At 51.5% G+C, this 15,368-nt stretch carries 14 protein-coding genes; all 14 read left to right on the top strand.

The window, feature by feature from the left end; all coding sequences use genetic code 11:
• Nucleotides 1–48 precede the first annotated feature (48 nt).
• The 14 genes from ACMTNU_RS05225 to ACMTNU_RS05160 all read left to right on the top strand — a co-directional run bounded on the left by ACMTNU_RS05225 (nt 49) and on the right by ACMTNU_RS05160 (nt 15,366).
• Nucleotides 49–1,002: a glycosyltransferase family 2 protein gene (locus tag ACMTNU_RS05225; protein WP_413934176.1), complete on the top strand. Its 954-nt coding sequence runs from the start codon at nt 49–51 to the stop codon at nt 1,000–1,002.
• Nucleotides 990–2,606: a glycosyltransferase gene (locus ACMTNU_RS05220; RefSeq protein WP_413934175.1), complete on the top strand. Its 1,617-nt coding sequence runs from the start codon at nt 990–992 to the stop codon at nt 2,604–2,606. The genes ACMTNU_RS05225 and ACMTNU_RS05220 overlap by 13 nt, the downstream gene beginning before the upstream one ends.
• An 81-nt stretch (nt 2,607–2,687) precedes the next feature.
• Nucleotides 2,688–4,067: a glycosyltransferase family 4 protein gene (locus tag ACMTNU_RS05215; protein ID WP_413934174.1), complete on the top strand. Its 1,380-nt coding sequence runs from the start codon at nt 2,688–2,690 to the stop codon at nt 4,065–4,067.
• A gap of 10 nt (nt 4,068–4,077) precedes the next feature.
• A complete protein-coding gene (locus ACMTNU_RS05210; protein WP_413934173.1) occupies nt 4,078–5,259 on the top strand; it encodes a glycosyltransferase in 1,182 nt (393 codons plus the stop codon).
• Between the two features lie 56 nt (nt 5,260–5,315).
• Nucleotides 5,316–6,167 (top strand): glycosyltransferase family 10 domain-containing protein, encoded by an 852-nt coding sequence (locus ACMTNU_RS05205; protein WP_413934172.1) that lies wholly within the window; start codon nt 5,316–5,318, stop codon nt 6,165–6,167.
• Nucleotides 6,168–6,200: 33 nt separating this feature from the next.
• Entirely contained in the window at nt 6,201–6,986 is a 786-nt protein-coding gene (locus ACMTNU_RS05200) for an FkbM family methyltransferase (protein WP_413934171.1), read from the top strand.
• A gap of 117 nt (nt 6,987–7,103) precedes the next feature.
• Nucleotides 7,104–8,162 carry a glycosyltransferase family 2 protein gene (locus tag ACMTNU_RS05195; RefSeq protein WP_413934170.1) on the top strand — a complete coding sequence of 353 codons (1,059 nt, stop codon included), beginning with the start codon at nt 7,104–7,106 and terminating at the stop codon, nt 8,160–8,162.
• Nucleotides 8,149–9,108: a glycosyltransferase family 2 protein gene (locus ACMTNU_RS05190; RefSeq protein WP_413934169.1), complete on the top strand. Its 960-nt coding sequence runs from the start codon at nt 8,149–8,151 to the stop codon at nt 9,106–9,108. Before ACMTNU_RS05195 ends, ACMTNU_RS05190 begins: the two co-directional genes overlap by 14 nt.
• A gap of 6 nt (nt 9,109–9,114) precedes the next feature.
• Entirely contained in the window at nt 9,115–11,091 is a 1,977-nt protein-coding gene (asnB, locus tag ACMTNU_RS05185; RefSeq protein ID WP_413934168.1) for an asparagine synthase (glutamine-hydrolyzing), read from the top strand.
• A gap of 59 nt (nt 11,092–11,150) precedes the next feature.
• On the top strand, nt 11,151–12,107 hold the full coding sequence (locus ACMTNU_RS05180; protein WP_413934167.1) for a hypothetical protein: 957 nt from the start codon (nt 11,151–11,153) through the stop codon (nt 12,105–12,107).
• 19 nt (nt 12,108–12,126) lie between these two features.
• Nucleotides 12,127–12,807: a class I SAM-dependent methyltransferase gene (locus ACMTNU_RS05175; protein ID WP_413934166.1), complete on the top strand. Its 681-nt coding sequence runs from the start codon at nt 12,127–12,129 to the stop codon at nt 12,805–12,807.
• Nucleotides 12,808–12,837: 30 nt separating this feature from the next.
• Complete coding sequence (locus ACMTNU_RS05170) at nt 12,838–13,611, top strand: TylF/MycF/NovP-related O-methyltransferase (protein ID WP_413934165.1); 774 nt, start codon at nt 12,838–12,840, stop codon at nt 13,609–13,611.
• Nucleotides 13,608–14,486 (top strand): class I SAM-dependent methyltransferase, encoded by an 879-nt coding sequence (locus tag ACMTNU_RS05165; protein WP_413934164.1) that lies wholly within the window; start codon nt 13,608–13,610, stop codon nt 14,484–14,486. The genes ACMTNU_RS05170 and ACMTNU_RS05165 overlap by 4 nt, the downstream gene beginning before the upstream one ends.
• A 55-nt stretch (nt 14,487–14,541) precedes the next feature.
• The gene (locus tag ACMTNU_RS05160) at nt 14,542–15,366 is read left to right on the top strand and encodes an FkbM family methyltransferase (protein ID WP_413934163.1); all 825 of its coding nucleotides are present in this window, start codon (nt 14,542–14,544) and stop codon (nt 15,364–15,366) included.
• Nucleotides 15,367–15,368 lie beyond the last annotated feature (2 nt).

The following is a 15,368-nucleotide window of genomic DNA, read 5'->3' as shown; positions in this document are numbered from 1 at the left end:
CGAGGCAGAAACATTACAGAGTCACCCGAGTAGCAGTGAACAGGCTAGATGATGGGAAACACACGTCTATTCGATGGAACAGTGGGCCGCCATCAGACTCCAGCTGTGCAGCAGATTCCGAGACACTCGGCATCAGCGACCGTGAGCATCGTGCTCGGCACCTACAACCGCAAAACTTTTCTCCAGGAGGCAATTCAGAGCATTCGCCAGAATGGCATCACTCTGCCCTATGAAATCATTGTCGTCGATGGCGGATCAACCGATGGCTCCACAGAATGGCTTATCGATCAATCCGAGATTATCACGATCGTTCAGCACAACCGAACTAGCGCCATTGACCAAGTGAGCAAGCGCAGAAGTTGGGGCTACTTCATGAACCTGGGCTTCAAATGTGCAGAGGGGCAATACATCGTCATGATCAGCGATGATTCACTCCTTGTTCCTGGCGCTGTCATGAACGGTGTTCAACATTGTGAAACCTTGCGGCAGCAAGGGCACAACATAGGTGCTGTTGCATTTTACTGGAGGAATTGGCCGGAGCAGCAAGAATACTGGGTGGGGTTAACCCATGGTGAGAAGATGTTCGTGAATCATGGTCTCTACGTGCGCGCTGCGCTTCAACAAGTGGCTTGGATTGATGAAGATCGCTACCAATTCTACTGTGCTGATGGCGATGTGTGCCTCAAGCTCTGGCAGCAAGGGTATGAAGTCGTAGACTGTCCCACGTCGTTCGTTGAGCATTTTTCGCATGCTAATCTGGCAGTCAGGACCTCGAACCTGGAGAGCGAACAGAACGACCGTACCGCCTATCAGGAAAGATGGCGTGGGATCTTCTTTGATCCAGAGAAGCCGAATCAACGTGATTGGATTTACTTGGCCTATGAAGACCGGACTAAGACAGCAGAGGGATTCACACGGGCGCATGGCGGCATGCCGACCACGATAGAACTGCAACATGGTACGGGCTCCTGGTTCACATTGAGAAACCTATGGCGTGCGTAAGCGTCATCATCCCAACCTTTAATCGCTTTCCCTTGCTCTGCCGGGCGGTTGATTCGGTATTGAACCAGACTCACGGTGATGTGGAAATCATCGTGATTGACGACGGATCTACAGATGACACGCCAATCTTATTCCCTCGGCAGTTTTCGTCTATCCGATATGTAAAGGTTGAACATTCAGGGCTCCCTGCTGTCGCGCGAAATGCTGGCATCAGGCTCGCCAAAGGAGAATTGATTGCGTTCCTAGACTCCGATGATCAGTGGCTTCCCAATAAGCTCTCTCAACAAGTCTCAGTGTTTCACAAACACCCCACCGTAGGATTGGTCTGCTCCAACGCCTTTGTTGTTCGCCAGCATGAAGAAAAACCCAGTCGACCCTACCTAAAGGATGATCAAGGACATAGCGGGCTGGTCTTGCCAGCATTGCTTGAGAATAATTTTATCATTACGTCAACGGCAATGGTCCGACGCTCAACACTTGAACAGGTAGGCCTATTTTGTGAAGACCGCGCTCTACGGGCAGTTGAGGATTATGACCTTTGGCTGAGAGTGGCCACTCAGTCAGCGATTGTATATCTAGAAGCGCTTCTTGCCATATACCGCGATATCCCATCCGTCAGCATTCGGGGAGCAATTCCTGTCGCACAACACTGGGATTCACGGCTGATGGTGATCAACCGTCTACGTCGCTTCCTACGGCGCAGAACAAGTACTCAGGTAGTTACTGATAACACCCTGCAGCGCCAAGAGACGATGCTTCGCAAGGCATACACAAAAGCGCTCTTGTCGGACCATCGCTATCTGGCAACCCTCCCACATGTTATGACGCTCTGTGCCCATGATCCATTGGCAATGGGGAAAGCTGCGCTAAGGAGGATTCGAAAAAATAGTCAGCAGCTCCTTATTGGTAGGCGTGAACGTTCAAACGCCACTAGCACAGCATCTTCACCCGATAAGCCCCTCAAGCTTCACCTTGGATGTGGCGAGGTCTACTTGCCTGGATACATCAATGTAGATTTCCATCCAAGTCGACACTCAGTTCAACGACACTCGAAAGCTGACATTTTTACTGACGTATCACAACTTCACTATCCTGCAGGAACAATAGACGAAATTCGGCTCCATCACGTCTTTGAACATTTTGAGAGACCAGTTGCGTTGCGATTATTGATTGACTGGTATGGCTGGCTCAAAGAAGGGGGGCGACTCATGATCGAGACGCCAGACTTCCATCGTTGTGTTCAGGAGTACCTCCGAACTCCGGTATTGGGTGAGCAACTCAAGATTCTCCGTCATCTTTTTGGATCGCATGAAGCAAGTTGGGCCGTCCACTACGATGGTTGGTATCGGGAGCGCTTCACTCACGTCCTGACCGCGTTGGGATATCGGAATCTCACCTTCACAGCCGGAGAATGGCAGGGAACATATAACATCACGGTCATTGGCACAAAGGGGAGTCCGATTGTCTCAAAAGCAGAACAGATTGGCCGAGTGAAGGAAATATTGGGACTGAGTCTGGTGGATGAGTCCCCAACCGAAACACGAATGCTTCAAACTTGGATAGAGCAGTTCAAAACAACAGGCGTTCGTACAGACGCTGCCTAACGGCAGCGCCACCCCTCAATTGCATGGCTAATTCACCACAGATGCCAGCCGGACCACCTCGACGGCTAGGGAGTTAACATTGTGAACATCCTGTTTTGCTGCGAATTCTACGCGCCCAGCATCGGTGGCATTCAAGAGGTCATGCAACAGGTTGCCGAACGGCTGGTATCCCGTGGACACGATGTAACAGTTGCCACCTCACAGCTCCGGGCCCGCACATTTACGGAACTCAATGGGGTGCGCGTGGTGGGCTTTGATGTATCCGGCAACTTCGTGAAGGGTTTGGATGGCGAGGTCACACAGTACCGGAATTTTGTATCTGCAGGCGACTTTGACGTTGTCTTGATCAACATGGCCCAACAGTGGACCCTTGATGCATTGATACCTATCCTCCAAGAGATCCCTTCTCGAAAAATTCTCATCCCCTGTGGTTTTTCATGTCTCTATGAACCATCCTATGCAGCCTATTTCCTTCAGATGCCCAACATCTTGCAACAATTTGATCATCTGATCTTTCATGCTTCCGATTATCGAGACATCCGCTTCGCAAAGAAGTGTGGGGTAAAACGGTTCTCCATCATTCCAAACGGGGCGAGTGAAACAGAGTTTGCCGTCGAGAACGACCCTGCATTTCGAAAACGGTGGGGGATTTTGGATCAGGAACGGTTCTTCCTCACCGTAGGTGCCTTTACCGTAGACAAGGGGCATGCGGACTTACTGCGATCCTACCTCACCTGTGATTTTGGAAAGCAAGCCTCAGTATTGCTCTTGAACGCGAACGCTTACATTGCTGAACCAGACAAGAGGACTTCCGCAGCGTCGGCAACTTCATCAGAACTGTTGACCCATCATCACAAATGGAGTACCGCTGAATCTCGTCAGGATGAGGCAACCATTTGGGCCATATTGTCACAGACCTATCATTGTCTACTCGACTTCATCAGAAGGCATAAACCAGATCACAATCCACCACCGTTTCGCGATGAGATGCAATCCCTCTTGAAACAACTAAATCAGCCGGGAACCAACAAGAGGGTGGTGGTAACGGATATGCCTCGGCCGGAGCTTGTACAAGCGTACATGAATGCCGATCTTTTTGTCTTTGCCTCACATATCGAGTATTCCCCTCTGGTGCTCTTTGAGGCTGCCGCAGCAGGCACCGCGTTTCTTTCCGCTCAAGTCGGCAATGCTCACGAAATTGCAGAATGGACCGGGGCCGGCATGATCGGTCCCTCGTTGATCGATCACAAAGGCTATACCCGGATTGATTCTAAACCATTTGCTGAACGATGGGTCCACCTCTCCAATGATGGAACGACACGCCGTGAGCTTGGAAGAAATGGAAAACGGAATTGGGCTGCTCGATTCACATGGCAACACATCGCCCAGCAATATGAAAACGTACTCCACCAGGTCTGCGCTGCTCCAGCCGTCGTAGGTGGGGGATCCCCAAGGTGCTAGCAGGAGCGGTATGCGCATCTTATATGTCGCGATGAAATATGACTACGGCCGTCCCAACCAGGGACCAAGTTTTGAGCACTACAATTTTTACGACTGCCTACTCAAGATGGGGCATGACATCGTGTATTTCGATTTCATGACGTTGATGCAAGAGCATGGCCAAACCTGGATGAATAGCCGACTGATGGAAGTGGCCAAGACCGAGAAACCGGACCTGATGTTCACCGTACTCTTCACCGACGAGTTTCATGCATCGACTCTACGTCACGTGACAGAGGACCTTGGAATTGTGACCATCAACTGGTTTTGTGACGACCATTGGCGATTCGAACGGTACTCCCGCCTCTGGGCGCCATGCTTCCGATGGGTCGTCACGACGGCAGAGAGTGCCCTCCCGAAGTATGCACAGATCGGGTACCACAATGTCATCAAGAGCCAGTGGGCTTGCAACACCTTCCTGTATCGCCGGATGAGCCTTCCACCGGAGTACGATGTCACATTTATCGGGCAACCCTATGGGCAACGACGAAAGGTAATCGAACAGTTGAGGGATGCAGGTATTAACGTCAGAACTTGGGGACAGGGGTGGGACTCTGGAAGAGCCTCTCAAGATGAGATGATCAGGATCTTCAACACAAGCCGTATCAACCTCAATCTCACTGCTGCATACGACGCGAATTCTCATGACGATCCAGATGCCCCTTCACAGAAGACACATTTTCTTTGGCGGCTGCTCGAGTACATCCCCTTCACCACTGCCAGGAAGGGGAGTACGACCGGGTGGACACAGATCTCTCAAAACTCTGAACTCACTCAACCTACAGTAACAGAACCAGCAGGGCCTGCAGGACATACCACAGAGCAAATCAAGGGGCGCAACTTCGAAGTTCCCGGCACCGGGGGGTTTCTCCTGACGGAGAATGCGGCACATCTCGAAGACTACTATAAACTCGGCGAGGAAGTGGTCAATTTCTACTCTACCGAGGAGATGATCGAGAAAGTCCGCTACTACCTCTCACATGAAGATGAGCGCACAGCCATTGCAGAGGCTGGGTATCGGCGGACGTTGAAAGACCATACCTACCGCCAGCGATTCCAAGAGATCTTTGAGCAAATCGGCCTGGCCAACCTTGCAGCCCGAATTGACGGTGCTCAACGCGTGGTCACCGGACAGACGCAAGAGGTGCGCTAGACAGAGAACTAATGGAGTTCGCCTTCAACGCGTGACAATGGGAACATGACATGCCGATGAAACAACCATTATGCCTGGCATTCACAGATTTCTGGGAAGGATTTGAGTGTAACCCAACGGGCAAGTCCCATTTCGACAATGTGTTCTATAAAATCCTATCAGAACGCTTCGATATCACAATCTCAGACTCTCCCGAGTTTTTAATCTATAGCGTTTTCGGCTCCAATCACAAACGTTATACCTGCCCCAAAGTGTTTTACACCGGTGAGAATATCAGACCGAACTTTCGAGAATGTCAGTACGCGGTGACGTTTGACTATCTGAACGATGATCGCCATCTACGATTTCCATTATCGGCAGTGACGTTGTATGAATGGGGTATTCTGGATGGCTTTGACAAACACATCGATTGTGAGCAGGTCAAGCGTGAGAAGATAAAATTTTGTAATTTTCTGTTTTCCAATCCAAACGCTCGTGAAAGAAATACCTTATTCCAGAAACTCTCAAAGTACAAACGGGTGGACGCTGGAGGCCGAGCACTCAATAATCTTGGCTACTATGTCGACGACAAGATGAAGTTCCTAAGCCAATATAAATTCACCATCGCATTTGAAAATAGTGAATATCCTGGCTACACCACCGAGAAACTGGTCCACCCCAAGTTAGTCAACAGCATTCCCATCTATTGGGGCAATCCTGATGTTCATAAAGACTGGAATACGAAGGCATTCATCAATGCCTATGAGTTTTCGAACCACAAGCAGCTCATCGAGCACATCATGGAAATCGATCAGAACGATGATTTGTACTTTGCCCTGTTGAAGCAACCACACTTTACCACACCCAAATCATACCATCTTGATCGACACGCCTTCATTTCTTTTTTTGAACGTATCACACAGCCATGACAGCCTATGGGGCATAGCGTGAGCTCTGGACTAATGACTGTCGCGACAACGCTGAATACGATACTTAAGCGATTCGACATGGTCATTACACGACACAGTCGTCTTGAACGCTTGAGGCAACGACTGAACGCGACCAGTGATACTGATATTGAGTTCCTGATCAAGACTCCCTCCGAGTACACCCCGGATCTGATCAGATATCTCCCCCAGTCCACGGCCCAGAGCAGGCAGGACCTATTCGTCCTCTCACAACTCAATTTTAAGCGAGCTGGTTTTTTTGTGGAATTTGGCGCCACCAACGGCATCGATCATTCCAATACATATTTATTGGAGAAAGAATTCGGTTGGACAGGTATTCTGGCGGAACCGGCACTCTGTTGGCACGGAGCACTAAAAAGGAATCGCTCAGTCGCTATTGACACACAATGCGTCTGGAAAGAGTCGAGTCAGACTGTATCATTTTACGAAACTGACACCTCGGATCTCTCTACGATCGACATGTATCGAGATGATGATCTTCACACACACAAGCGTGCACATGGCAAACGGTATGACGTGCCGACCATTTCACTGCAGGATTTACTGATCACACACAATGCTCCAACGCTCGTTGACTATCTGTCGATTGATACTGAAGGAAGCGAGTTTGACATATTGAACCGTTTTGATTTTGAACGGCACAAGTTTCGCATCATCACATGTGAGCACAACTTTACCCCAGCCCGAGACAAGATATTCAGCTTACTGTCTCAGAATGGGTACGAGCGAATCTTTGAAGGCGTGTCAAAACAAGACGACTGGTATGTGTTAGCAAAATGACCGGCTGAGCGGTTACGAACACCCACATAGAGTGGGGAGAGACGATCATTGGGGAAGACTCGCACCACCTATTAGTCTACCGTAGAAGTCGTAAGACTGAGTTCTACAGGTCATCACGTGTCCACCTCACCCAGAATTAGTTGTGTTTTAGCGGTATGTAACGGGGAAACCTATCTTCAGGACTCCATTCGCAGTATCCAGGCCCAGACAGTCCACGACTGGGAGCTGATCGTAGTGGACGATGGGTCAACCGATCGCACGCCACACATTCTCGATCAATTACGGCAAACAGATGCCCGCATGCGGGTCTACCGTCAGTCAAAGCAAGGGCTCGTTGCGTCGTTGAATCAAGGCATCATGGTGGCCAGAGGTGAGTACATTGCACGAATGGATGCCGACGATGTCAGTATGCCGGATCGCTTTGCAATGCAACTCGAATACCTGGATCGGCATCTCGACATTGGAGTCTGCGGATCATGGATTGAAACATTTGGTGCAGAAACCTCTGAAGTGGTGGAGTATCCCATCGATGATGGTACCATCCGCTGTCAGTTGCTCTTCTCTTCATCATTAGCCCACCCTGCGACGATGTTTCGGCGAAGCCTGATCCTCACTCATCATCTCTTCTACGATGAGCGGGCCGTGCACGCTGAAGACTATGATTTGTGGGTGCGGGCCTCTCCGCACACCCGTTTCGCCAATGTACCAACCATCCTGCTGCGATATCGGATCCATCCACAGCAAATTGGTCGACGGTATGAATTGGAAACCGAAGAGTCCGCAAGAGCGATTCGCTCAAGTCAGCTTGCTCGCCTCGGTATCAACCCATCACCTGAGGAAGCACTTCTGCATCATCATCTCAGTCAATGGCGGTTTGAGTCATCAACGACATTTCTCTCGGCGACTCGTGCATGGTTTGATAAGCTTATATATGCGAATAGATTATGCAAGGTCTACTCGGAGAAAGAGCTTGTTATGGTCTTGGGTCGACGATGGAGCGAGGTCTGCGCATCGGCGACTCACAAAGGAGTTCGGACGCTGTTGGAATTTTGGCGTATTCCGCATTTGGCATCTGCGACGTGGAGCCCCATCCAACAGCTAAAGTTTTTCGTGAAATGTCTCATCCGGAAGGATCCCCATACAAAAGTCATGAGGATGGGTCGTGCCGCAAGTTGAGTCGCTACTGACGAGCGTCGTGCTCTGCACCTACAACCGCTGCGATCTCATGGCTGCTGCACTGAGAAGCCTTTGTGAACAGACGCTCGCACCGACGTCCTATGAGGTCATCGTTGTTGATAACAATTCTACTGATGGAACAAGACAACACGTCGCCGACATCGGTCGACAGCACCCGCATGTCCGATATTGCTTTGAAGCACAACAAGGACTCTCTCATAGCCGCAATACCGGGTTTCAAGCGGCTCGAGGCTTGTACGTTGCATACATCGACGACGACTGCACGGTGCCACAAGAATGGCTGGATATCGCGCATCAGGTGATTGTGCGCGTGGCTCCTGCAATCTTTGGAGGTCCGTACCGGCCATTTTATCATTCGTTGAAACCAAGATGGTATCTCGACCGGTACGGAACCTATGATGACGGGTCGATCTCATGTGTACTTGATGAAGACCACTATCTGTCCGGCACAAACATCTTCATTCGACGGTCCCTCCTAGAGCAGCTCGGCGGTTTCAATACGGCAGTCGGGATGACAGGCACCCGATTGGGATATGGCGAAGAGACCTCACTGCAACGGAGAGTTCGGCAAGAGCGACCTAATGAGATGATCTATTACGAGCCACGACTTACGGTGTCCCATTTAGTAAGACCAGAAAAGATGCGGCTGCTCTGGTGTGCCAAGCAGATGTTTGTATCAGGACGAGATTGGCAACGTGTGGTGTACGACACGACGACGGAACGGATCCATGCGATTCTCTCTTGCCTTCGTGCCGTACGCGCGCTGCTCGAATTGGTCAAAGGATTCTTACTCGGCTATCTGAGGAGAGATCGCATCCGCTATCCCTACATCGAAAACTATCTCTATGAAGTGGTCTTTGTTCATCTCCAAACACTCGGCAGCACGTACGAACAAGTCACTCATCGCGCGAAACAAGGCGGCTAACGAGACATGTGTGGAATAGCAGGACTGATCGCCACAGAACCACTGACGCGAGATCACCGATCCCGTGTCAGAGCCATGAGTGCCGCTATGGTCCATCGAGGGCCTGACGGGGAAGGCAGTTTTCATGATGGACCGATCGCCTTGACCATGCGTCGATTGAGCATCATCGATCTTCATGGAGGACAGCAACCGCTCTTCAATGAGGATGGTTCCCTGGTACTGATCGCCAACGGAGAAATCTACAATTACATTGAACTACGTGATCAGCTTCGATCCCAGGGACATCGATTTAGGTCCGGTAGTGACTGCGAAGTGATCGTGCATCTCTACGAGCAATATGGCCTGGATTGCGTGAAGCACCTGAGAGGCATGTTTGCATTCGCCTTGTGGGATGCCCGTATCCAACGGTTAATGCTGGCACGTGATCGAATGGGGGAGAAGCCGCTTTATCTCCACATCGGACCACGCGAGATCTATTTTGCGTCCGAGCTCAAAGGACTCCTGGCGGCCGGCTCTGTCCCCTTTACTCTGGATCCGAGAGCCGTGAACCTCTACTTTCACTATGGGTATGTGCCGGAACCGATGACGCCAATCCGAGAAGTGTGCAAGCTTCCGGCAGCCCATATCTTTACAGTAGACGCTCGCAGCTGGGAACAGAAGCAGTGGTGCTATTGGCGCATGGAGGATGTTCCTGCACGTACCGAGAATCCCATTGAAGCTATCCAACATGAATTGGAGACGATCAGTTCACTCATCATCCGTTCAGATGTTCCAATCGGAATCGCCCTGAGTGGTGGGCTCGATTCGAGTGCCATTGCTTCGATGACCGCTCACCGATATCCAGGCGTGATGCAGGCCTTCACAGTCGGGTATCGGGAAGAGAGTCCATTCGATGAACGAGACGACGCCAAGGCGCTTGCTAAACATCTCAACATGCCCATTCATGAGATTCAGTTATGTGCCGACGACGTCGCATCGTTCTTTCCTGAGTTGATGTATTGGCTTGATGATCCGATCGCAGACATTTCGGCACTCGGCTACTATTCGGTCATGAAGGCGGCCAAAGCTCACGGAGTATCCGTGATGCTGCAAGGGCATGGAGGCGACGAACTCTTTTGGGGATATCCCTGGGTACGTGATGCGGTAACGGAGACGACGCGAAAGTTGAAGAGCCACATGTCCGGCTCCTCTAACTTGCAGGAGTATTTGACGCTGACGACGCCTGCCTATTGGTCGTTATGGGGGATGAAAGAATGGCTAACATCTGGAGCGGGATTACGCCCTTCATGGAGAGCCTATACCCGAGACCGGTACAGCCCAAAGGAACAGGTCGTGTTCTATGACCTGACGCCAGACTTTCAACTGGCCAACAAGGGAGCCGCGAATCTGTATCCCAAGACGTTTCTTGAACAGTTAGAAGAAACAACGGCTTACGACATTTTTAGAATCCCGCTCCCTTGGCCAGCGATTGACATTCTATTGACCCGACTCATCTGCCAAACATACTTGCAAGAAAATGGCATTGCCCAGGGAGATCGGCTCAGTATGGCCTCGTCTGTTGAACTACGGCTTCCATTCGTCGACTTCCGACTTGTGGAGACCGTCATCGGATTGCGCAAGGCCTCGTCTGATCACTCTCTCCCACCGAAGGCGTGGCTCCGTCAGGCATTGGGCAGCATGGTGCCAGAATGGATATTGAATCGTCCAAAGAGAGGCTTTACTCCTCCTCTGCACGAATGGCACAAAGCGATCTTCACAGCTCAGGGGGCGACGCTTGACGAAGGATTTCTCGTCGAATCCGGCGTACTGATACCTTCGTGTGCACGAGAACTCTCCAAAGGTCCCTATCCAGCAGGAGCCGGAGCGCCGCTTTCATTCAAAGCCCTCACGCTTGAACTCTGGAGCAGGAAACTTGCCGCGGTGACAACAGAAGCACAGCGGTCCGGCCCATGCACGCAGCTTGATCAAGGGAAGGCCGCCTAGGCTTCCAGGATCTCACATTGTGAGAAGTCTACGGTCTTGACTCAAGAGGATATCGCGCCATGACCCCTGCGCCGATTGCGCTGTTTGCCTACAATCGACCAACACACCTTGCTCGAACGCTCGAAGCATTACGTGACAATCCGTTGGCTCACGAGAGCAGGCTCCATATCTATAGCGATGGCCCGAAGACGTCACATGACGAACCCGCGGTTGCTCAGGTCCGACACATGATCAGGAAAACCGACGGGTTTGCGGAAGTTACCATTCATGAGCAGACAGCCAATATGGGGTTGGCACGTTCGATCATTGCGGGTGTGACAGAGTTATCTGAGCGATACGGGTCCGTCATCGTTCTCGAAGACGATCTCGTCGTGGCACCAGGATTTCTGACCTTTATGAATCAAGCGCTTATGCACTATGAACATGCCTCACGGGTCATGGCGGTATCAGGATACCTCTTCCCCGTTGAGCACCCTGAGTATCTGGCCTCAACATTCTTTTTTTCTGCTCCGGCTAGTTGGGGATGGGGAACTTGGCATCGAGCATGGAAACAGTTCCAGCATGACTCGACTCAACTCCTGACCGGGTTGCGCGCGAAATCCGACCAAGACCGCTTCGATGTTGATGGAGCCTATCCCTATTTCACACAGCTCAAGCTCCATGCCTCAGGGAAACTGGACGTATGGGGAGTCCGATGGTATGCCACCATGTTCGCTGCAAAGGGACTCTGCCTCTACCCCAGTCAGTCCCTGGTGCAAAACATTGGGATGGATGGCAGCGGCATGCATTGCAACAGCTCGTCACAGTTTGATGTCTCCCTTAGCAAATCGCAGACCTGGCGCTTTTCGGATCAGGTTGAGGAATCGATCGCGGCACGAAACGAAATCCGTTCGTTTTTTGTTCGGTTACTCGATCACCGTCAGAGAGGCGGGATAGCTGAATTGACTTCGCGACTCCGTATGATGGCCGGTAGAATGAAAGGGACAATCTCTACTGCCAGAAAGCAGACCGGATAGAAGGGACAATTGTTCGATCATGCCGACACGTGCCTGGTTACAACGAGAATTTAGTTACGGCTACGACAGTGGCGATGTGCTGTCCTGGATACCTGGAAGGATACGGTTTTCCGAGGAACGGAGAAGCGGGGGATCATACCGACGAGTCTTCAACAAAGCGGTCAGGCCGTATCTCCATCCAAGCTCGAGGGTACTTGAACTTGGACCAGGCAAAGGGTCCTGGTCTCGCGCGATTCTCAGGTGTATTCCTGATGGCGAATTGCACACGGTTGACTTCCAAGATGTCACCCCATGGTTGAGTCCCGATGCGTATACTGGAAGGCTGACCTGCCACCACGTTCAGGACAACAGCTTCCGGAAGCTACCTGATGCATACTTCGACCTCTTCTGGTCGTTCGGGGTGCTCTGCCATAACGAATCGGCTTCGATCCTGGAAATCCTTCAATCTGCTCGTCGCACAATGAAGCGAGGAGGGGTCTCGATCCATCAGTATGGAGACTGGATCAAACTGGAGCGGTTCGGCTGGAATCGTGGAGGTGTCCCCCAGACGTTCAAGACACAGAGCGACGAGAATATTTGGTGGCCACGCAATGATCAACAAGCCATGACAAAGCTTGCACTTGAAGCTGGTTGGGACGTACTCTGCGCCGACCTGAACCTGCTCCAGCGAGATTCCCTCATCTTCCTGCGCAACCCGTAGTCATCGTCGCTTCTCATTGATGAGGTCACTGTGTTGAACAGACTAGTTCACCCTCTACGTACCCTCGTCGAGCAGTGGAGCTCAAACAACCAACACATCGTCAGTCACAAACCATGTCCCGCACTTCAATACACGCAACATGAGGACGATGAAACGGCTCAATTTGTCCAGCCCTATACCATGACATCTCCGGACCGGATTCATGCACTGTGCTCGGCAGTCCGATACGTCGAACAGGCGAGAATCGAAGGGGCCGTGGTTGAATGTGGAGTTTGGCGTGGGGGAAGCATGATGGCAGTTGCGAGGACCCTCATCAACTGTGGAAGAACGGATCGCACACTATATTTATTTGACACCTTTGAGGGTATGACCAAACCTGGACCGCTTGATATCTCCCTGAACGGGGATTCCGCAGAGGCCCTTCTGAAGCGATCGGCAAGAACGGAAGAAGACACACTTTGGTGCTATGCACCGATGAAACGGGTTGTTGAATCTCTGTCGCTGACGAAGTACCCCGAATCACATATCCAGCTCATTCCTGGACCGGTTGAACAGACGCTGACCGAATCAGCTCCGAAGCAGATCGCGCTTTTGCGGTTAGACACCGACTGGTATGCATCGACCAAGCATGAGTTGGAGGTGCTCTTTCCCAAGCTCTGCCCAGGTGGAGTGTTGATTATCGACGACTATGGTCATTGGCAGGGCGCTCGTCGAGCGGTTGACGAGTATCTGCAGCAACACCAGATCATGATGGAGCTCCATGCAATCGACTATACGGGTCGAATCGGAGTAAAGACAAGTTGAGTACGAAAGGGCTTGGCTCCATACCACCGGTATTGGTCAATATCGGCTGCGGTTCGGTCTGGCACACAGATTGGGTCAATCTAGATATGCGCCCGGTGAGTGCTGAGGTACGAGTCTGGGATGCGGATGACGGACTTCCGTTCAAAGACGGGTCCGTTGATGGATGCTATGCCTCCCATCTACTTGAGCATCTTTCGCGAGACGGTGCTCGAAGATTGCTCATCGAGTGTCTCCGGGTGCTTCGCTCCGGTGGTGTGCTTCGGTTGGCTGTCCCAGACCTCGAAGTGATTGTAGGGGAATACCTCCACGTATTAGGCCGAGCGCAGGCCGGAGATCCGGTTGCGAAGAAACAGCACGAATGGATCACTCTCGAGCTACTAGACCAGCTCGTACGTGTGGAGTCCGGTGGTGAGATGGCACACTACCTTCGAAATCAGGCATCGCAAAATGCCGACTATATCACAGCACGAATCGGATCTGAGGCCGCTCACTATTTCAGGCAGGCTGTCCAGAACCAGGGCAAAGCACCAGCACCGCACCACCATTCATGGAGTCACTCAAGCGGACAACGGCTCCAACACACAGTTACAGCCCTTCAAGAACGGATCGTGACAGGGGTCTGCAGCCTTCTACTGGGACGGCGCGGGCGATCAGCTGTTCAACAAGGATTGTTCAGATCCTCTGGTGAATGTCATCGGTGGATGTACGACCAATTCTCACTCAAGCAATTACTCGAACAGTGCGGATTTTCTGACGTGCGCCGTTGCACAGCATTTGAAAGCATGATGGACAGATTCGATTCGTATCACTTGGATGTGGTGAACGGCGAGGTGCGCAAACCAGATTCACTCTTTATGGAAGCCGTCAAGCCCTGACCTGCAGACGTGAGGAGTGAGAACTCTACTGTTCCCGGCTCGGAACGGATCAATCATGAAGCGGTTCCTTCAACGACTCTTTCGGCATTTTGGCTTGGAAGTTCGCCAACGCAATGGAACGTGTCTGACTCATCTCGGGCCGAATCGAGATTCCCTCGAAGGCGTCCTGAGACAAATCCGTGAAGCGGGATGTTATCCGGCCACGGTGATTGACATCGGCGCTGCTATGGGGATGTTTACCCGTACCTGCCATTCAGTATTTCCAACGTCCAGCTATCTCCTCATTGAACCGCTACAGGAATACCTGCCGTCACTGCGGCAGGTTGCGAAAGATATTCCACGGGTACGATTTGAGCTTGCCGTTGCCGCAGCTGGTGATGGCCCAACCATGCTCAATGTACACCAGGACCTCCTTGGATCCTCTTTGTACCAGGAAACTGAAGAGGGATCGGAGGTCAACGGCGCACCACGACAGGTACAGGCGATCAAGTTGGATCAATGGGTTAAAACGCAGGGCGGGATACCGCCATATCTCGTGAAGATCGACGTACAAGGCGCTGAACTCGATGTCCTCGAAGGAGGACAGGCGACACTGGCGGAGGCAGATGTTGTGCTTCTGGAAGTTTCTCTCTTCCATTTTTTTCAACATGGGCCAGTCTTCCATGATGTGCTGGACTATATGTGGGCAAGGGGGTTTGTTCCCTATGATTTCCTGGGGCATCAATATCGCCCTATCGATGATGCGTTGTCACAAGTTGATGTCGTATTTGTGAAAGAAAACGGGAGGCTCCGACAAATCCACTCATATGCCACCCCTGAGCAACGAAAGCAGCAGAATCAGAAATTCCGATCCACCATCTTGAGCGGTTTGTCGAAGTAACG

Origin of the sequence: Nitrospira sp. BLG_1, assembly GCF_047338595.1 — a bacterium.
GTDB lineage: Bacteria > Nitrospirota > Nitrospiria > Nitrospirales > Nitrospiraceae > Nitrospira_D.
This window is presented reverse-complemented; position numbering and strand designations above follow the sequence as displayed.